The sequence below is a fragment of the Curtobacterium sp. YC1 genome (assembly GCF_016267665.1).
In the GTDB taxonomy this organism is placed as follows: domain Bacteria; phylum Actinomycetota; class Actinomycetes; order Actinomycetales; family Microbacteriaceae; genus Curtobacterium.
The window spans coordinates 419,027-437,847 of sequence record NZ_CP066341.1 but is presented as its reverse complement, the minus strand read 5'-3'; the positions used below and the strand labels follow the sequence as shown (position 1 = coordinate 437,847).

Genomic DNA, 18,821 nt, shown 5'->3' with positions numbered 1-18,821 from the left:
TACCGATGCCCGCGCAGATCCCGGTCAGCGCGGCCCGCGGTACAGGACGATCTGCGTGTTCCGCTGCGGCCGCGACCCCGCCTTGAGCGAGATGGCCGCACCGCTCGCGGTGGCAGCGAACACCCGCGCACCCGGCCGGTTGATGAGCTGGTCCGCCAACGCGGACTCGAGTTCGCGCACCCGGTCGCGCAGCGCCCTGTTCTCGTTCTCCAGGTCGAGCACGCGCCGGATCCCCTCCAGCGACACCCCCTCGGAGCCGAGCCGCGCGATCTCGCGCAGCTGCACGACGTCGCGCATGGAGTAGCGGCGGGACCCTCCACGGGTCCGCCCCGGCACGACCAGGCCGAGCCGGTCGTACTGGCGCAGCGTCTGCGGGTGCATCTCGGCGAGCTCCGCCGCCACCGCGATCGCGAAGACGGGCGAGTTCTCGTCCATGTCGGTCATGGCGCGTTCCTTTCCGTCGTCCGCGGGGTCCTGGAACCAGTCTGGAGGAACGGTGCGGCTTCCTGACGGAGCCGCACCGCTCCTCCAAACGGGTCTACTGCTGTGCTGGCGTGACGCTAGTCACGCGCCTTCGCGAGGAGGTCCTCGCGAGGGTTCTCGTCGGGCAGAGCGGCCGCGAGCGCCTCGACGGCCTCGCGCTGCTTGTCCGACAGGTGGGACGGCACCGCGACCTGGACGGTCGCGAGCAGGTCACCCGTGCCGTTCTTGGTCGTGACGCCACGGCCCTTGACGCGCAGGACGCGACCCGACGGCGTGCCGGGAGCGACCTTGAGCTTCACGGGCGAGCCACCGAGCGTCGGCACCTCGATCGTCGCACCGAGCGCCGCTTCGGTGAAGGTCACCGGGACGTCCACACGCAGGTTCAGCCCGTCGCGCTCGAACACCGGGTGTTTGCGGACCGACACCTGGACCACCAGGTCACCGGCCTCGCCGCCGTCGGGAGAAGGCTCCCCTCGACCACGCAACCGGATCTTCTGCCCGTCTGCGACCCCCGCGGGGATGCGGACGTTGACCGGCCGACCGTTGCCCTGCGACAGCTTGACGGTGTCGCCGGCGATCGCGGTGCCGAAGTCGAGCGTGGTCGACGCCGTGACGTCGCGACCCTTCGTCGGTCCGCCGAAGCCGCGGTACCCGCCGGAGGACTGCCCGAAGGCACCTCCGCCGCCGAACATCCCGCCGAGGATGTCCTCGAACCCACCGGCTCCACCGGCGCCGCCCTGGCCGAAGCGGACGCGCTGTCCGCCGCCCTGCTGGCCGAACATGCCGCCGAAGACGTCCTCGAAGCCGCCGCCCTGGCCCGGGCCACCCGCGGTGAAGCGGGCGCCCGACCCCATGGCGCGGACCTGGTCGTACTCCTGGCGCTGCTCCTTGTCGGACAGCACCGAGTACGCCTCGCTGATCTCCTTGAAGCGGCTCTCGGCGGCAGCGTCACCCGGGTTGGAGTCCGGGTGGAACTGCCGTGCGAGCTTCCGGTAGGTCTTCTTCAGCTCGGCGTCGGAGGCGTCCTTGGACACGCCGAGGACCTTGTAGAAGTCCTTGTCGAACCAATCCTGACTGGCCATGGATCACCTGCCTCCTTCTGTCATCGCCACGGTGCCCCGGCTCAGGCCGGGACCGCCACCGCGACCTTGGCCGCGCGGAGGACGCGCTCGCCGAGCTTGTAGCCCGGCTCGACGACGTCCGCGACGGTCTGTCCGGTGGCACCCGGGGTGGGGAGCTGGACGATCGCCTCGTGCACGTTCGGGTCGAACGCCTCGCCCTTCTCGCCGATCTGCACGAGCTTGAACTTCTCGAAGCCCCCGCGGATCTTCTGGCCGATGACCTGCATCGGCCCCTCGGCGAGGTCACCGTGGGCCTCGGCACGGGTGAGGTCGTCGAGCGCCGGGAGCAGTGCCCGGACGACCTCGGCGATGGCGACCTCGCGGTTGGCCTCGCGGTCACGCTCGACGCGCTTCCGGAAGTTCACCAGCTCGGCCTGCGCACGGAGCATGTCCGCACGCATCTCAGCGATCAGGTCGCGGTCCTCGGTGCTCAGCTTGTCCTCGGCGATGCCCCGGGCGGCGTCGGCGAGCAGGGCTTCGTCCTCCGGGGAGAGGTCGTTGGCCGCGTCCGCAGCCGGGCCCCCGGCGGCGGGGCCGTCCGTCGGCACTTCGACGTCGGGCCCCTCCGCCTCGATGAGGTCCTCGGGCTCCTGCGCGTTGGTGGCGTCGCCCTCGACCTGGGGCTCGCCCTCCTCGGGCACGTTGTCCTTGGGATCCGTCATCGTTACTTCTTGTCCTTGTCGTCCTCGTCGTCCACGACCTCGGCGTCGACGATGTCCTCGTCGTCCGCCTGGGCCTGGCCGTCAGCGGTGGGCTGCTCGCCACCGGCCGCGGCGCCCGCGTCCTGCTGACTGTAGATGGCCTGGCCGAGCTTGCCCTGCGACTCGTTGAGCTTGTCGAACGCGGTCTTCACAGCGTCGTCGTCCTCGCCCGCGAGTGCGGACTTGAGCGCGTCGACGTCGGCCTGCACCTCGGACTTGACGTCCGCGGGGAGCTTCTCGTCGTTCTCCTTGATGAGCTTCTCGATCGAGTAGACGAGCTGTTCGGCCTGGTTGCGACGCTCGTTGGCCTCGCGACGGGCCTTGTCCTCGGCGGCGTGCTCCTCGGCCTCGCGGACCATGCGCTCGATGTCCTCCTTGGGCAGCGACGAGCCGCCGGAGATGACCATCGACTGCTCCTTGCCGGTGCCCTTGTCCTTCGCGGACACGTGCACGATGCCGTTGGCGTCGATGTCGAACGTGACCTCGACCTGCGGCACGCCACGGGGAGCCGGCGCGATGCCGGTGAGCTCGAAGGTGCCGAGCGGCTTGTTGTCGCGGGTGAACTCACGCTCACCCTGGAAGACCTGGATCGCGACCGACGGCTGGTTGTCGTCGGCGGTCGTGAAGGTCTCGCTCCGCTTGGTCGGGATCGCGGTGTTGCGGTCGATGAGCTTGGTCATCAGGCCGCCCTTGGTCTCGATGCCGAGCGACAGCGGCGTGACGTCGATGAGCAGGACGTCCTTGCGCTCGCCCTTCAGCACGCCGGCCTGCAGCGCAGCACCGACGGCGACGACCTCGTCCGGGTTGACGCCCTGGTTCGGGGACTTGCCGCCGGTGAGCGACTTGACGACCTCGGCCACGGCGGGCATGCGGGTCGAGCCACCGACGAGCACCACGTGCGCGATCTCGTTGACCGAGACACCGGCTTCCTTGATGACGTCGTTGAAGGGCTTCTTCGTGCGGTCGAGCAGGTCCGAGGTCATCTGCTCGAACTGGGCGCGCGAGATGGTCTCGTCGAGGTTGAGCGGGCCGTCCGCGGTGAGCGTCAGGTACGGGAGCTGGATGTTCGCCGACATCTGCGACGAGAGCTCCTTCTTGGCCTGCTCAGCCGCTTCCTTCAGGCGCTGCTTGGCGATCTTGTCCGTGGACAGGTCGACGCCGTGCTCGTCCTTGAACTTCTTGACCAGGTGGTCGACGATGCGCTGGTCCCAGTCGTCGCCGCCGAGGCGGTTGTCGCCGGAGGTTGCGCGGACCTGGATCGTCGAGAAGTCGTCGTCCTTGCCCACCTCGAGCAGGGAGACGTCGAACGTGCCGCCACCGAGGTCGAAGACCAGGATGAGCTCGTCTTCCTTGCCCTTGTCGAGGCCGTAGGCCAGCGCGGCCGCGGTCGGCTCGTTGATGATGCGCAGGACGTTGAGGCCGGCGATCTCACCGGCGTCCTTCGTGGCCTGGCGCTCGGCGTCGTTGAAGTACGCCGGCACGGTGATGACCGCGTCGGTGACGTCCTCGCCGAGGTACTGCTCGGCGTCGCGCTTGAGCTTGCCGAGGGTACGGGCCGAGATCTCCTGCGGCGTGTACTTCTTGCCGTCGATCTCGGTGGTCCAGTCGGTGCCGACGTGACGCTTGACCGACGCGATGGTGCGGTCGACGTTCGTCACGGCCTGGCGCTTGGCGGTCTCGCCGACGAGCACCTCGCCGTCCTTCGTGAACGCCACGATCGACGGCGTGGTGCGCATGCCCTCGGCGTTCGCGATGACGGTGGGCTCACCGCCCTCGAGCACGCTGACGACCGAGTTGGTGGTTCCGAGGTCGATGCCTACTGCACGTCCCATGTGGTGATGCTCCTCTTGCTAGGGGTAAGTCCTTGGACTTGCGTCCGATGGACTCAACTCTACTCAGCACCGTCGCGGAGTCAACTCAGGAAGACGGAAGTTGCGTCGATCCCACTCAACTCCCAGCGAGCGACCTTGCGTCGCTCTATGTATTTCACATGATATTCTGGATACACATGCCGCGATGCTAGTCGTCGCGCGCGTGCTTCCCTCCCGCACAGTCGCCGTCGCGCGGCTTGTCCTGAAAGATGCACATGTCTCACAAGAAGAGGGCCTCGACGGCCTTCAAGTCCTTGGGCGCGGCCGGACTGGCCGCCGCCACGATCATCTCGGGGTTGTCCTTCGGTCCCACCGCCGCCTCGGCCGCGTCCGCTATCGGCACGCAGGAGGCGCGCCTCTACGGCAAATTCATCCAGTGGGACAAAGACCCTTGGGGCAATACCTTCTACTCTGCAGCGGCTCTCGTCGACGGGGCAGTGCGGACTCGTGTCGATATTTCTTTGCAGGAGTCGCGCGATTTTGGCACAGAGTTCTCGTTCCCGACCGTCGGTGCAACTGGGCCGATCCGGGCCCTGAATCCGAACGGCTCTGACCTGTGCTTGACGGGCGTGTCTCATTCATTCAATCCCGCCTGGCGTTCCTGCACTGGCTCAGGCATGCAAGACTTCTTCTGGCACAACAACCGGCTGTGGGCGTCAGTTGAGCCGCTCAACGGCACCGCGCTAATCATCACCGAAAACGGCACATGGCAGATCGCGCAGCCATTCGCCGGGTACGAGGTCAAGCACCTTTTGTCAGAGTTGACGTCGCAAGACCGCGCGGCATTGACAGCCTCGGTGTCGAAGGTGAACAACATCGCGAGGACCGCAGTCGTGTCCGGCACCGCCACCAAGGGCGCGGACGTGTCGATCGGGTCGCAGTCCGTCAAGGCAAGCACCACCGACGGCACGTGGTCGATCACGGCCACCGGCCTCAAAGTCGGCGCCAATGACCTCAAGGCGATCCAGAAAATCAACAACGTCGAGCTGGACAACAAGACCGTAAGCGCAACGATCGTCGAGGGCGGCACCGTCGTCGGCGTCGACCAGGGCCCGATCGACCTCGCACGCGGCGAGTCGAAGCAGGTCCCCATGGTCGTGCAGAACAACGAGGCGCGTTCGAACTGGGACGGCACCGTCACGCTGACCGCGCCAGAGGGCACCACGTTCGACGGACAGACCCGCATCGACACGAGCTGGCGCCCGGTGGGGGGAACGACGTGGAGCCCCGTCACGTCGATGCCGCTGACCAACGGCCGGCTGTCGAACAATGACAAGACGATCACGTTCGACGCGAAGTGGACCGAGAACCACGGTGCACCGGAGCAGTACCGGTACATGCTCAACGTCACCGCGAACGACGACGCTGCTGCCGGTTCCGGCCAGATGGGCTTCGTGTTCGCCGGTGACAGCTCGAAGGGTGACTTCCGCGCTACGGGCAAGACGACCACCAACCTCGGGGTCGCCCAGCGTGACCTGGCAGCCGAGGTCGAGTCCGTGGACCACGCCGCTGGCACCGCGCTCATCGGCGGTACCGCCACCCCGGGCGCGACGATCACGATCGGCGACGAGTCCACCGAGGTCGCGGAGGACGGCTCGTGGAGCCTCGAGGTCGGCGGCCTCGAGAACGGCGAGAACCCGCTGGTGGTCGAGCAGAAGATCGGCGACGAGGTCATCGACACCAAGCCCATCGTCGTGACGATCAACGACGCCGCGATCATCGGCCAGGACGGCCCCGCCGTGACGCTCGAGCGTGGTGAGCGCACGAAGGTGCAGGCACAGTTCGAGACGAAGGGTCAGGTGTCCCGTCCGGACGCGCAGGTGACCTTCACCGCGCCCGAGGGCACCACCTTCGCCGAGGGACAGAACACGCTCGAGGGCGCCTACAAGCTCCCGGGCGAGGACTGGGCGAACCGTTCCGCGACCCTCACCGATGGTGACCTGTCGATGGACGGCAAGACCTACACCTACACGTTCAAGCCGTCCGGCAGCACCTGGACGCTGCCGGACGCGTCCCTGCTCCGCTGGAGCATCGACGTCGAGACCCCGGCGGACGCGGAACAGGGCGCGTCGTCGATGCGCACGAACCTCGTCGGCACGGCTGTCGAGGGTTCCTTCAACACGACGAGCACCACGGCGACGACCGTTGAGCGCTCCGAGGCACCGTCCCCGGCTGACCTCGTCGTGACGACCCCGGCCAATGGGTCGACGGTCGACACGAAGCGGCCGGTCTTCTCCGGCACGGGCGACGAGGGCGCAACGATCGAGATCAAGGGTTCGACCGGCAGGGTCGTCGCAACGACCACCGTCAAGGACGGCACGTGGAGCGTCCCAGCGGGCTTCGACCTGGTTGACGGCAGCTACGCCCTGACCGCGACCCAGACTCCCCTCGTCGGCGAGAAGTCCACCGCTCCGATCAACTTCGTGGTCGCGGCGATGGTCCCGGTGACGCTGACTGCTCCTGCGATCGGCGCGAACGTCGACACGGCGAAGCCGGTCTTCTCGGGCCGCGGCACCGTGGGTGCGACCGTGCAGGTCAAGGGCACGTTCGGGACCGTCCTCGCAACCGCGATCGTGCAGCGGGACGGCACCTGGGAAGCAACGTCCGACGTGACCCTCGCGGACGGCAACTACGTCGGCAAGGCGTGGCAGACCGTCAACGGCAAGACCACCACGGCGGACTTCCGCTTCACGGTCGCACAGTCGACCACCCCGGTGACGCTGACTGCTCCTGCGATCGGCGCGAACGTCGACACGGCGAAGCCGGTCTTCTCGGGCCGCGGCACCGTGGGTGCGACCGTGCAGGTCAAGGGCACGTTCGGGACCGTCCTCGCAACCGCGATCGTGCAGCGGGACGGCACCTGGGAAGCAACGTCCGACGTGACCCTCGCGGACGGCAACTACGTCGGCAAGGCGTGGCAGACCGTCAACGGCAAGACCACCACGGCGGACTTCCGCTTCACGGTCGCACAGTCGACCACCCCGGTGACGCTGGAGACCCCGGCGATCGGTGCCGAGATCGAGGACACCAAGCCCGTGTTCACGGGGAAGGGCCAGCCGGGCGCGACCGTACAGGTCAAGGGAACCTACGGCACCCTCCTCGCGACCGCAGAGGTGGATGACAACGGCGACTGGGAAGCCACTTCCGACGTCGCCCTCGCACGCGGCGGCTACGCCGGCAAGGCATGGCAGACCGTCAACGGCAAGACCACCACGGCTGACTTCCGCTTCACCATCGTCGCGCCCATGGTCCCCGTCTCCCTGACCGCTCCTGCGCAGGGTGCGCAGATCAGCACCCCGAAGCCGGTCTTCACCGGCAAGGGGACCGCGGACGCCGACATCACCATCACCGGGGCGTCCGGCACCCGTCTCGCTTCCGGCAAGGTGCGGAGCGACGGTGGCTTCGACCTCACCTCCACGATCGCTCTCGGAGCGGGCTCCTACTCGGGAACCGTCCGGCAGGATGCTGGCGGTCGGATCACCACGGCTCCGTTCCAGTTCCGCATCGTGTTCACCGCGGTGACCCTGGAGAGTCCCGCCATCGGAGCGGCTCTGACCGACGGCACGCCGGTCTTCTCCGGGAAGGGCACCCCGAAGGCGCCCCTGACCATCAAGGGCTCCGGCGGCACCACCCTGGCGACGGGGACCGTGAACGACGACGGTACCTGGTCGCTGAGGTCGACCGTGACGCTGCCGACCGGCCGCTACACCGGCACCGTCCTGCAGACGCTGCCCGGTTCGGACACGACCGCGCCGTTCTCGTTCAGCGTGAGCTGAGCGCCTCAGGCGAGACACCGGGCCCGGGCCGCAAGAGCGGCCCGGGCCCTTTTGCTAACTTACTGCATGTGATATTCTAAACACAAGCTACTCACGGTAGGACTTGCTCAATGCAGCTCATCAAGCCGACCGCCCTCGCCGCAGCAGCTCTCGCCGTCGCCACGCTCGCAGGCTGCTCAGCGGCCAAGACGGACGATGCGAAGCCCAGTTCCAGCCCGTCGGCGACGTCGACCGCAGCCCCCGTGGTGAAGAAGGACGTCACCTGCAAGAACGGCACCGCGAAGGTCACCGACGACAGTGCTGAGCTGACCGTCCAGGGCGATTGCGAGAACCTCGAGATCACCGCGTCGAACTCGCTCGTGACCGTCACCGGAGCGGTTCAACACGTTTCGATCGCAGGAGCCATCAACTCGGTGCACGCGAAGTCGATCGGTTCGGTGACGATCCCCGCCGGCTCGAACGGCAACGTGGTCAAGGCGGGGAACACCCCCGCGGTCGACGACAAGGGCGAGCAGAACGAGGTCACTGCGGGGTAGCGCCGCATGCTCACCTGATCTCGGACCCTACTCGGTGCCCCGGCCGCTCGGACAGAGCAGCCGGGGCACCGTCATGCTGCCCGGAGCGGCCTCGGCTCGCGAGGGCTCCGGCTGTGCGCCAGCGCACCGGCCCTACGAGGCTCCGGACAGCGGGAAGCCCCGACCGCTCCGAACGGAGCGACCGGGGCTTCCCGCGCAGGAACCTCAACCGGCCACGAGCATCTCCGCCGGCGAAGCGAGCTGCGCATCGATCCACTCCTGAAGACGCGCGATCCCGGCGTCCAGCCCCCACCGCGGCTGCCAATTGAGCGCAGCCGAGGTCGGCGCGACATCGCATGCTGCGAACCGGACGTCTCCGTCGCGGAATGCTCCGGTGATGTGCGGCTCGGGGGCCGCATGGTACTGCGCGATCGCCCGGGCGAGTTCGTTGATCGTGGACGGGGCGCCGGAGCCGACGTCGAACGTTGCGGTCCCGATCGAGCGAGCGGTCCTGAGAGTCGCGACGAAGGCGGCGGCGACGTCGTCGATGAACACGAAGTCGCGCGTGATCTCTCCGTCCTCGTAGATCGGGATGCTCTGACCGGCACGGGCGAGCTGCGAGAACAACGAGACGATCCCGGTGTAGCTGTTGGTGAGCGACTGACCGGGTCCGTAGACGTTCTGCAGCCGCAGGATGGTCAGAGCAGTGTCGCGTGCGCCGACCCACGCCGCGAGGATCTGCTCCTGCGACAACTTGGTCGATCCGTAGACGCTCGTCGGGACCGGGACGTTGTCGGCAGCGCGCGCTGGGACGGGCGTCAGTCCCTCGAAGTCCCACGCCGCGCGCTCGAGCTGCGCGTGAGAGCGCTGGCCGGGATATCGGACGTCGCCTGCTGCCGACAGCCAGCGCCCTTCGCCGTACACGGCACGACTACTGCTGAGGAGGATTCGATCGGGCACGATGCCGTGTCGGCCGAAGGCGTCGAGCATGCGCGTCGTTCCGACGACGTTCACCGCCGCGTGTCGTGAGGCCTCGTCGAGCGATTGCGCGGTTCCTGTCTCAGCGGCGAGGTGGATCACGATGTCGGGGCGGACATGCGCGAGTACCCCGTCCCAGGTCGCGCTCTCTGTGATGTCGCCCGTCACGAGCTCTGCTGATGCATGGAGACCCTCCGGTCGGACTCGATCGGGATGCACTTGCGGGTGGAGCGAGTCGACGACCACCCAGCGGGCTGCCGAGCTCGCGAGCTCCTGGGAGAGTGCACACCCGATGAAGCCGGCGCCGCCGGTGATCAGGACGGTCTTGTTGGTGTTCATCGCTTTCGGCTTTCTTCTTCGATGGATCGCTGGATTCGTCGACGCTCGCGGGCGGCGTCGCGGGCTGAGATCGCCACGTAACGGAGCACCTCGGCCGCATGACGAGGAGGGGTGCTGGCAGCACGGAGGTACGGTGCGATGGAGGACGTCCTGGCGTCGGACGTCGCGCCAGAACGGACACGCGCGGTGATGGCCCGCCGGTGCCGCTCGTTCTCCCACCAGTAGCGCCAAGGCCATACGGCACCGGGGGACGCGTACGCCACCAGGGGCGTGGGGTCAGGGACGAAGGCGCCCGGGAACCATCCGCGGGCGAACAGGTCGTAGTCCTCGCACCAGCGGATGTCCGGGTCGTACCCGCCTGTCCCGAAGTACCAGGCGCGTCGGAACGCGCACGCTGGGTGCGCGACCGGCATCTGCCCCCGCGCGAACATGGCGTCGACGGACGCCGTCGCGCTCGGGAACCGATCCGAGAGGATCGACCGCGAGCCGCGCCGCTCGACGAGCCGGCCGAAGGTCCCGACGGCGTCGGGGCTGCGTCGCAACTGCCGGACGTGAGCCGCGAGCCGGCCGGCCAGCGAGACATCGTCAGCGTCCGCGATCGCGACCACGTCGGCCGTCGCGGCTCGGATGGCGCGGTCGCGTCCGACCGATCGACCCAGGTTCTGCGGCGAACGGATGACCCGGAGCCTCGGATCGGCGACGGATCGCAGCGCGACATCGGTCCCGTCGGTCGATCCGTCGTCGAAGACCACGACCTCGAGGGAGACCTCGGTCTGATCGAGGAGTGACTGCACCGCAGGGATGATCGTGCCGACGGCGTTGTGCGCGCTCATCACTGCTGCGACGTCAGGACGGTAGCTCATCGCGTCACTCCGGTGAGTCCGCGCGTTCCTGCCCGGTGCTCGGCTGCGCGTGCACTCGAGACCCTCGGGTGGCGGTCGCGCGGCAGACCGAGCGACAGGCCGATGAGCACCGATGCGGGGAGCAGGACGAACGGGTAGACGAGGACGTTGTCGGTGGCCGCTGCGGCGAGCGTGGCCGACATCGCGAAGAGCGCCGCCCAGTGGATGGGCTGGTCGGTCCGGGCGATGCGCTCGACGATGCGGATGAGCACGAGCAGGCAGCCCAGGGCGAAGAGGACCATCCCGACGAGCCCCTCGTCGTGCAGGACTCGGAGGTACTCGTTGTGCGGTTGCGTGATCGCACCGAACCGCTCCGTCACGAAGACCACGGCCGATCCAGGACCGTGTCCGAGGAAGGGTGCCTGCTTCGCGCTCTCGCCGACTGCTTCCCAGAGCGCCGAGCGGCCGGACGTGTTGATCGCCAGACCACCGACCTCGACCGCGTTGTCACCGACGAGGAAGCGGTTCCGCAACGGCTCGAACGACAGCATGAGGACCCCCGTCATGAGTGCGACGCCGGTCACGGCGCCGCAGGCGAGCACGAGTCGGTGCCCGCGGCGGAGCCGGACGACGAGTCCCACCAACATGAGGATGCTGATCGCAGAGGCCGTCCGCGAAAGGCTGAGGACGACGGCACCGACGATGACGAACGGAGCGGTCCGGGACATGAGATCGGTCGGCGGCAGGGCCACCGCGGCCGACAGCAGGACGAGAGCGGTGAGAGCGAAAGCACGCGTCATGTAGACGTCTGCACCCGAGAGCGTGCCGATGGCGAACACGACAGCGATCAGGACACCCACGCCAGCGAAGGCTCGTAGTGTCGCGCCGGCGATCTCCATCGTCGCCGACCGCGCCGAGAACGCGATACCGAAGGTGAACATGGTGAGGACGGCCATGTTCTGCAGTCCGTCGGGGTTCGGGGACAGGACGAGTCGGACGACGACGAACGCCCAGAACAGGAGCAAGGGAAGCGGGACCGCCGCGAGGCCTGCCCCGACGACGAGCGGAGCCAGCGCGATGATCACAGCGGTGATCGCGAGCGACGTGAGCGCCGAGAGGCTCGCCGGCCCGATCGCGATGCGACCGCTCGTGTCGATGACGATCGCCGTCGTCACGGCCACCCAGGTGAGCCAGGGCAGGACGGGCGTTCGCCAGCGGTGTCCTCGGATCCTCCGACGACTCGGCGCGACCGGTACGGAGTGTCCGCTCATCGCGTGCACTCGTCGAGGACGTCCCGCCAGGCATCGGTGTACGCCTGCTCGGACAGACGTGCCGAGAACGTTCGTGTGGCGCCGACGGAGAGGCGTCCGCGGAGCGCTCGGTCTTCGATCAAGCTCTCGACGGCGTCGGCGAACGCGGCCTCGTCTCCGGCATCGACGAGGAGTCCGTTGACGCCGTGCTCGACCAGGTCCGGCACGCCGCCCACGCGGTACGCGACCACGGGCGTACCGCTCGCGAAGGCCTCGACGATCGTCAGCGGCTGAGCCTCCTCGAGTGAGGAGGTGAAGGCCAGGCACGTGGATCCTGCCAGCACCGCCCACTTCTCCGCCGCGTCGAGCGCGCCCACCACCGCCACTCGACCCGTGATGCCCGCGGTCGCCAGTTCGCGCTGGACAGCAGCGACGACCGTCGCATCCGCCGGCGACCCGGCCAGCGTGAACTGCCAGTGCTCGGTCCCGCTGCGCCCGAGGAGCACCCCCGCGATCCGCGCGAAGTCCGCAGCGCCTTTGCCGGGGATGAGGTTCGACAGGAACAGGACACTGCTCGGCTCGGCAGACGCCTCCACGGGAGGCACGGGGCCCGGGGTGTTGGCGATGCACAGCGCAGGGCGAGTCGACAGGTCAGCGAGCAGGGACGGGCCGAGGGTGACGATCCCTCCGCTCGCACTGAGGACCCGGTCGACACACCAGGCCCACGCGCGCCCTCGTCGGCGCAGCTCCTCGAAGCCCACCGAATGCACGTAGAGGACCACGGGACGCCGGAAGAGCCGGAGCACCTCGAGGACGGCCCAGTCGACCAGGAACGAGCCGCTCCGGGTGGTCACGAACACCACCACCGTGTCGGGACGGAACCAGATGCTCGTCCACACGACGCGGGCGAGCAGTCCGACGACCGCGACGATCTTGCGCGGCGAGGCCACACCGATCTCGGCGACCGTCGCGCTGAACCGCCGGTCGATGAGTCGCACCGGTCGCCCGAGACGCTCGAGCGTGTCAAGGAAGCGGCGCGTCATCACGGTCTGGCCGTGCACGGGCGGAGGGACCTGACTGACGACGGCGACGCGTCCGCCGGTCATCGACGCGACCGGAGGGCAGCTCGGAGGAACACGACGTTACCGATGAGGTACCGCTTCCAGAGCCGGCGTGGTTCGCTCGCGAGCCGGAAGACCCATTCCAGTCCGACCCGGGTCATCCACTCCGGGGCCACCGGCTTCGTGCCTGCGATGAAGTCGAACGCCACGCCGACGCCGATGGCGACCTTGCCGAGGTCCTCGGCGATCCGCCGCGTCTCGACGTCCTGCAGCGGCGTACCGAGCCCGACCCAGACGATGTCCGGGTCGGCAGCGATGATGTCGGCGTCCTGAGCAGCGAGCTCAGCGTCGGTCAGCGGCCGGAAGTACGAGCGGTGTGTACCGACGATGGAGACGCCGGGGTACCGCCGCTCGAGTTCCGCCTTGAGCGAGAGCAGCACCTCGTCGGTGTTGCCGAGCAGGAAGTGACGAACGCCGCGGATCCGACCGCGGTCCATGGTGTCCGGGAAGAGCGACGGACCCCTGACCTGCGAGAGCTTCCGACCCGGAAGCACTCGGGAGACCCAGGTGAGGGGCTTGCCGTCCGGGTAGACGGCAGCCCCGGAGGCGATCAGGCGGTGGTAGTCCTCGTCCTGCGCCGTGAGGGAGATGACGTACGAGTTCGCCAGGTGGACGTCCCCGGCACCACCTCCCTGAGCAACGGTGATGATCTGCTCGATCGCCTCGTCGCGGGTCGCAGCGATGATCGGGACGCCGGCGATGGCAGTTCGTTCGTAGTCGCGGAATGTCTGCATGACGAGCCTCTCAGTTCGGGGACACCCACCGCCCCTCGTGCTGATATACTAACACATGACATGCTGAATCCAGGGGTGCGGTTGAACCGGTACAGCCGGCTCGCGCTGCCCATCGCCGCACAGGCATTGCTGAGCCTCGGCCAGATCGGCGTCACCCTTGTCGGAAGCACCTACCTCTCCCCAGAGGGGTGGGGCCGTCTCGCGGTCCTCCTCTCCGTCTTCTTCGTGGGGGCCGGGTTCGTTCGTGGCTTCGGGGCCCTCCCCGTGGTCATCTACCTCTCGGGCGACCCGGAACGAGCCCGAGCAGCAAGACGCGCCGCAGTACTGCTCACGGTCGTCGCGGTCGGACCGGCCTCCGTCGCGATCGCGATCGTCGGCGCCGGTGTCGGCACCGCCGCGTCCGGGTTCTCACTCGCCGCGGCGCTCGTCGCGTACTCCCTCTACGACACGACGCGATCCGTCGAGATGTCGAGCCTCCGCTACGGCCGTGTCCTCACGGTCGATGCCGTGGTCATGGTGGTCCTCGCCGGGTTGTGCGCCGTCGGGACGCTGCCCGGAGTGGATGCGGCGGCCGCGCTCCCCCTGGCCATGTTCGTCGCGTACGGCGTCGGCGCCGCTGCGCTCGCACTGCTGGGGCGTCCGACGGGTTCTTGGAGCGTCGCGACGTTCCTCGTCGAGTACCGCCGGGACATCCCGTTCCTCGCAATCGACGGAGTGCTGCTCGGTACGACGATGAGCGCCGTGGTGATCGTGCTGGGGGCCTCGACGTCACTGGCCGCGGCCGGCGCGTTCCGGAGCTGCGCCACCCTCGTCGCGGGACCGCTCCAGATGCTCCAGACAGGACTCTCCCCGATCATCATCCGGTCGCTGCGGAGCCGCGCGCTCGGCGAACGGTCGCGTGGGCCACGGTCCGCCACCACCCCGGTTGCCGGGACGTTCCGCGTGCGGCTGCGGTCGCTCACGTTCCCCGTCGTGATCGCGGCGAGCGCCGTCACGGCCGGACTGCTCTGGGGCTGGACGGCGACGGCGGTCGAACCGCTCGTCACCGACACCGTCCACGTCGCCGTGCTCTCGGATGCCGCACCGTACAGCGTCGTCGCGTGCCTGCTGGCGTCGGCGCTCTGGACCAGCACCGTGTTCTCGACGTTCCAGCGCTACCGCCGGTCCAATGCCGAGCTCACGGCCCTGCGTGTCATCACGCTCGCGTGTTCGCTGACCATCCTCGTCGCAGTCCCGTCGGACGTCGCGGTCCCGCTACGACTGGTCGCGGCGACCGCACCGTGGCTCGTGCTCCCGGCACTCCATGCTGCGCTCCGCTGGGCACCGGTGTCGCGGCGACTCTGACGACGGTCGACGGCACCCGTAGCCGGGGCGCGCGGTCGGGGTTGCTCGGCGGGGTACAGCTCGACGACGCAGAAGGAGTGACGCCGATCAGCGTCCACCTCGGACGGAGCAGGAGCGTCGTCCGCCGCTGGTCAGGCTCGCACGACGCCGAGTGCCGACCGGACGATCGCGTCGAGCCCGTGACGAGCGTGCCATCCGAGTCGCTCAGCAGCGACGGACGGGTCCGCGACGACAGCGGCAGGGTCACCAGCGCGAGCGTCGTCGATCCGGATCCTGGTCGGCACCCCGAGCGCTTCGCTCACCTCGGTCACGACCTCGCGGACAGAGGCCCCCGTGCCGGTCCCGATGTTGACCGGTCCGACGAATCCATCGTCGCAGCGGAGGGTGTCGACTGCGGCGAGGTGCGCTCGTGCGAGGTCCGCGACGTGGATGTAGTCGCGGACGCAGGTACCGTCAGGCGTGTCGTGGTGATCGCCGAAGACGACCGCGGGCTCGCCGCGACGGGTCCGGGCCACCACGATCGGGATGAGGTTGGTGGCAGCCGTGTCCGCGAGGTCGTCCCAACCGGCGCCCGCGACGTTGAAGTAGCGCAACGAGATCGCCCGCAGCCCCCATGCGTCGCCCGCAGCGCCGAGCATCCACTCGCCGATCAGCTTCGTCTGGCCGTACGGGTTGATCGGGGAGCAGGGAGTCCGCTCGGTGACCACCACGTCCTGGACAGCACCGTACACGGCAGCCGACGACGAGAAGACGATCTGATGGACCCCAGCCGACCGCATCGCTTCGAGCAGGTGTCCGAGTCCGCCGACGTTGACGCGGTAGTAACGCTCCGGTTCAGCGACCGACTCTGCGACGTCCTTGAGGGCCGCGAGGTGGACGACGGCGGACACTCCGTGCTCCTGCATCACGTCGATGAGCCGAGCGGTGGCATCCGCCGCCCCGAGATCCAGCTCCACGACCTGGCCACTCACCCGCGACCGGAAACCGCTCGAGAAGTCGTCGATTACGACGACTGCCTCGCCTCGTTCTTCGAGGAGTCGCGCGACGTGGGAGCCGATGTACCCAGCACCACCGGTGACGAGGATGGACATGTGCATCTCCAAGGATGTTCGAGTGATCGCTGGACCGTGCGGTGAGCGAGCAGAAGGCGTCAGACGTCCTCGCAGAGTGGAGCGCGTCGACGCGGTCGTCACGGAATCCGGTTGTGCCGGCCGCTCGACCCTTCGGCCGCTGGTTCGACGACCGGTTCGTGGTCGCTGTAGTACGCGTACTTGCCGTAGGACCCGCCCCCGGCGCCGCGCATCGGCAGCATCTGACCGACCACTCCGAGCGTCGAGGCGTTGACCGCTTCGAGTGCCCGGAGCGCTGCTGCGAGATCGGTCTTGCGCACCCTGCCGGCGGCCGCCACGAAGAGCACGCCGGCGACCGCGCTGAGCACGGTTGCATCCGCGACCAGGAGGACCGGAGGCGCATCGATGATGACGTAGTCGAAGGAGCGCTCGAGGTGCTCGACGATCGCGCGCATCGCGTCGGAACCGAGCATCTCGGCCGGGTTCGGCGGGATGCTTCCCGACGGGAGCACCGTGAGCGACTTCGTACCCCACGGCTGGAGGACATCGGCGATCTCCGCCCGCCCGATGAGCAGGTCGGTGAGGCCGGCGTTCCCCTCGACCCCGAGGTAGTCCGCCACACGGGGACGCCGCAGGTCAGCGTCCACGAGTGCGACACGCGCCCCGGTCTCGGACAGCGCGATGGCCAGGTTCGCGGCGACGTAGCTCTTGCCCTCGCTCGGCCCGGAACTGGTCACGACGAACGAGCGACCGACGTCACCGAGACCAACGAACTGCAGGTTCGTCCTGAGTCGACGGAAGGCCTCCGACCTGGGGCTCCGGGGATCGGCGTGCACGACGAGGGGACGTTTCTGCGCGTCGGGATCGGCGAAGATCCCTCCCAGGTAGGGGCGCCGTGTGATCGTCTCGATCTGCTCGGCAGTCCTGACCTTCGTGTCGAGCGTGGTCCGGATCACGGCAACACCGACGCCGATCGCCAGACCGACGGCGAGACCGATTGCGAGCATCAGCGGCACGCGCGGAGCGCTCGGCGCACCCGGCACGGATGCAGGCGCGATCGTCTTCACGACGATGAGGGACGGTCCGCCACTGGGCTTCTCGAGGTCCTCGGCCACGACGCGGGCGAAGGACTCCCCGACCGCGTTCGCGATGTCGGCAGCGCGTTGTGCACTCGTGTCCGTCACCGAGACCTCGAGGAGCACGGTGTTGGCCGGCGACGAGGCGCTGACGAGCGGCGTGAGTTCGGCGGCCGACATCTGCGGCTCGAGCTCGCGCCCCGCGCGCTCGAGGACGAGCGGACTGTTGACGACGTCGACGTACGTCGAGATGGCCTGACGCGCGAAGCTCGTCCCCTGGTTGAGATCCGTGCTCGCGGCACCCTCCTGCGCCCGGACGGAGACGTAGAGACGCGTCGAAGCGGTGTACGCGGGCGTCGACGCGGCCGCGAGCGCGCCACCGCCGAGAACGCCCAGGAGCGCCATCACCGTGATGAGGAGCCAGTTCTTGCGCAGGATCCGGATGTAGTCCTGGGGTTCCATCAGGCAGCACCCCCGCGGGCCCCGGAGGGCTCGGCCGTCCCGACCGCGAGCGGCTCTCGCAGCTGATCGGTGGTGATGGTGCCCTCGCGCCAGTCCGCGATCCGGCGGATCCCGAGCGTCAAGCGCTGCCGGAGCACGCCGACCTGGGCCTCGGCCGCGGAACGTTCCACGGGGTCGAGCGCGCGGCTCACAGCACCGAGGATCTGCTCGGCCGTGGCGCCGGGTGCGACCGAGGGCCGGTCCCCGGTGATGCTGAGCCAGAAGTCATCGCATTTGGATGCGTAGGCGAGTGGGACGGTCGGAACACCGAGGGCGACCGCCGTCACGGCCCCGTGGAGTCGCTCCGAGAGCATGAGACCGCATCGGGCGATCTCCGAGGTCGTCGTGCGGACATCACCGTCGAACCGGTGGATGCGCGACGGCCTGCGGAGCTCAGCCTGCAGTGCGCGGCACGCGGCGACGTCGTTCGGCGACAGGGCGAACAGCACGATCTCGGCGTCCGCTCCAGAAGCGCTCTGGACAGCTGCGGCGACCTGCGCCGGGTCGAACCGCGAGGCAGGGTCGGCTCCGACACTCACACCGATCGAACCAGGAGCACCGTGACGACGGTCGATCCCAGCGACGACCGGGTACGACAGTGCGGGGTCCCCGACGACAGGGGGATGTCTCCATGCGTGCTCGCACGCAACGGCGCTGAGCGGACCGCGGACCCCGAGCAGGACCGACCGAAGACGCTCCCAGCGCCGCCAGTCCTGTGCCTGCAGCCCGAGAGCGAAGGCATCGGTGGACTCCGCCGCTCCCGCCCCGAGCGCAACCACCACGTCGGCCTGGTACACACGAGCGGCATCCGCCACGTGCCGTGCCCAGTTGCGGAAGCCGAGCACGGTCCCCCCTCCGACGAGGAGCATCCGTTCGGTTCGACGTCCGGTGCGGTACGCGCGGAACGTGCTCCGCACATCGGCGAGTCGTGCTCGTCGCGTGATCGGAGAGACGGCATCCACCCCGAGGCCGAGACGCCAGGTCTCGAGGAGGAGTTCGTCTCCGTAGTTGCCGTGGCCCGTCCACCCGAGGTAGACGATCTCGCGCGCAGCAGGTTGAGAGGTCATGCAACCAGTATATCAAACGCTATGTATTCACC

General features: G+C 68.6%; 16 protein-coding genes. 3 read left to right on the top strand and 13 right to left on the bottom strand.

The window, feature by feature from the left end; all coding sequences use genetic code 11:
• Positions 1–24: 24 nt before the first annotated feature.
• From I8920_RS02210 to I8920_RS16270, 5 genes are all read right to left on the bottom strand, one after another.
• Positions 25–435 carry a heat shock protein transcriptional repressor HspR gene (locus I8920_RS02210; protein WP_111039442.1) on the bottom strand — a complete coding sequence of 137 codons (411 nt, stop codon included), beginning with the start codon at positions 433–435 and terminating at the stop codon, positions 25–27.
• A gap of 125 nt (positions 436–560) precedes the next feature.
• Complete coding sequence (locus I8920_RS02205; protein WP_198657566.1) at positions 561–1,565, bottom strand: DnaJ C-terminal domain-containing protein; 1,005 nt, start codon at positions 1,563–1,565, stop codon at positions 561–563.
• A gap of 41 nt (positions 1,566–1,606) precedes the next feature.
• A complete protein-coding gene (locus I8920_RS02200) occupies positions 1,607–2,266 on the bottom strand; it encodes a nucleotide exchange factor GrpE (protein ID WP_198657565.1) in 660 nt (219 codons plus the stop codon).
• Positions 2,267–2,268: 2 nt separating this feature from the next.
• Positions 2,269–4,137: a molecular chaperone DnaK gene (gene dnaK, locus I8920_RS02195; protein WP_198657564.1), complete on the bottom strand. Its 1,869-nt coding sequence runs from the start codon at positions 4,135–4,137 to the stop codon at positions 2,269–2,271.
• Positions 4,138–4,396: 259 nt separating this feature from the next.
• The gene (locus tag I8920_RS16270) at positions 4,397–4,519 is read right to left on the bottom strand and encodes a hypothetical protein (protein ID WP_269802234.1); all 123 of its coding nucleotides are present in this window, start codon (positions 4,517–4,519) and stop codon (positions 4,397–4,399) included.
• 274 nt (positions 4,520–4,793) lie between these two features.
• Between I8920_RS16270 and I8920_RS02190 the strand changes: the two genes are divergently transcribed.
• The gene (locus I8920_RS02190; protein ID WP_198657563.1) at positions 4,794–7,952 is read left to right on the top strand and encodes an Ig-like domain-containing protein; all 3,159 of its coding nucleotides are present in this window, start codon (positions 4,794–4,796) and stop codon (positions 7,950–7,952) included.
• 110 nt (positions 7,953–8,062) lie between these two features.
• Positions 8,063–8,488, top strand: a complete 426-nt coding sequence (locus I8920_RS02185) for a DUF3060 domain-containing protein (RefSeq protein ID WP_198657562.1) — start codon at positions 8,063–8,065, stop codon at positions 8,486–8,488.
• A gap of 204 nt (positions 8,489–8,692) precedes the next feature.
• Here I8920_RS02185 and I8920_RS02180 read toward each other — a convergent pair whose 3' ends face one another.
• The 5 genes from I8920_RS02180 to I8920_RS02160 form a co-directional block, all read right to left on the bottom strand.
• Positions 8,693–9,784, bottom strand: coding sequence for an NAD-dependent epimerase/dehydratase family protein (locus I8920_RS02180; RefSeq protein ID WP_198657561.1), 1,092 nt, complete (start codon positions 9,782–9,784; stop codon positions 8,693–8,695).
• The gene (locus tag I8920_RS02175; RefSeq protein WP_198657560.1) at positions 9,781–10,647 is read right to left on the bottom strand and encodes a glycosyltransferase family 2 protein; all 867 of its coding nucleotides are present in this window, start codon (positions 10,645–10,647) and stop codon (positions 9,781–9,783) included. Before I8920_RS02175 ends, I8920_RS02180 begins: the two co-directional genes overlap by 4 nt.
• Positions 10,644–11,807 (bottom strand): O-antigen ligase family protein, encoded by a 1,164-nt coding sequence (locus I8920_RS02170; RefSeq protein ID WP_198657559.1) that lies wholly within the window; start codon positions 11,805–11,807, stop codon positions 10,644–10,646. The genes I8920_RS02175 and I8920_RS02170 overlap by 4 nt, the downstream gene beginning before the upstream one ends.
• An 86-nt stretch (positions 11,808–11,893) precedes the next feature.
• Complete coding sequence (locus I8920_RS02165) at positions 11,894–12,982, bottom strand: glycosyltransferase family 4 protein (RefSeq protein WP_198657558.1); 1,089 nt, start codon at positions 12,980–12,982, stop codon at positions 11,894–11,896.
• Positions 12,979–13,731: a WecB/TagA/CpsF family glycosyltransferase gene (locus tag I8920_RS02160; RefSeq protein WP_198657557.1), complete on the bottom strand. Its 753-nt coding sequence runs from the start codon at positions 13,729–13,731 to the stop codon at positions 12,979–12,981. Before I8920_RS02160 ends, I8920_RS02165 begins: the two co-directional genes overlap by 4 nt.
• A gap of 60 nt (positions 13,732–13,791) precedes the next feature.
• On the opposite strand from I8920_RS02160, the gene I8920_RS02155 reads away from it, so the two are divergent.
• Positions 13,792–15,075 (top strand): hypothetical protein, encoded by a 1,284-nt coding sequence (locus tag I8920_RS02155; protein WP_198657556.1) that lies wholly within the window; start codon positions 13,792–13,794, stop codon positions 15,073–15,075.
• Positions 15,076–15,206: 131 nt separating this feature from the next.
• On the opposite strand, the gene galE is transcribed toward I8920_RS02155, so the two are convergent.
• The 3 genes from galE to I8920_RS02140 all read right to left on the bottom strand — a co-directional run bounded on the left by galE (position 15,207) and on the right by I8920_RS02140 (position 18,789).
• Positions 15,207–16,166: a UDP-glucose 4-epimerase GalE gene (galE, locus tag I8920_RS02150; RefSeq protein WP_198657555.1), complete on the bottom strand. Its 960-nt coding sequence runs from the start codon at positions 16,164–16,166 to the stop codon at positions 15,207–15,209.
• 98 nt (positions 16,167–16,264) lie between these two features.
• A complete protein-coding gene (locus I8920_RS02145; RefSeq protein WP_232832793.1) occupies positions 16,265–17,683 on the bottom strand; it encodes a polysaccharide biosynthesis tyrosine autokinase in 1,419 nt (472 codons plus the stop codon).
• The gene (locus I8920_RS02140; RefSeq protein ID WP_198657554.1) at positions 17,683–18,789 is read right to left on the bottom strand and encodes a polysaccharide pyruvyl transferase family protein; all 1,107 of its coding nucleotides are present in this window, start codon (positions 18,787–18,789) and stop codon (positions 17,683–17,685) included. The genes I8920_RS02145 and I8920_RS02140 overlap by 1 nt, the downstream gene beginning before the upstream one ends.
• Between the last annotated feature and the right edge of the window lie 32 nt (positions 18,790–18,821).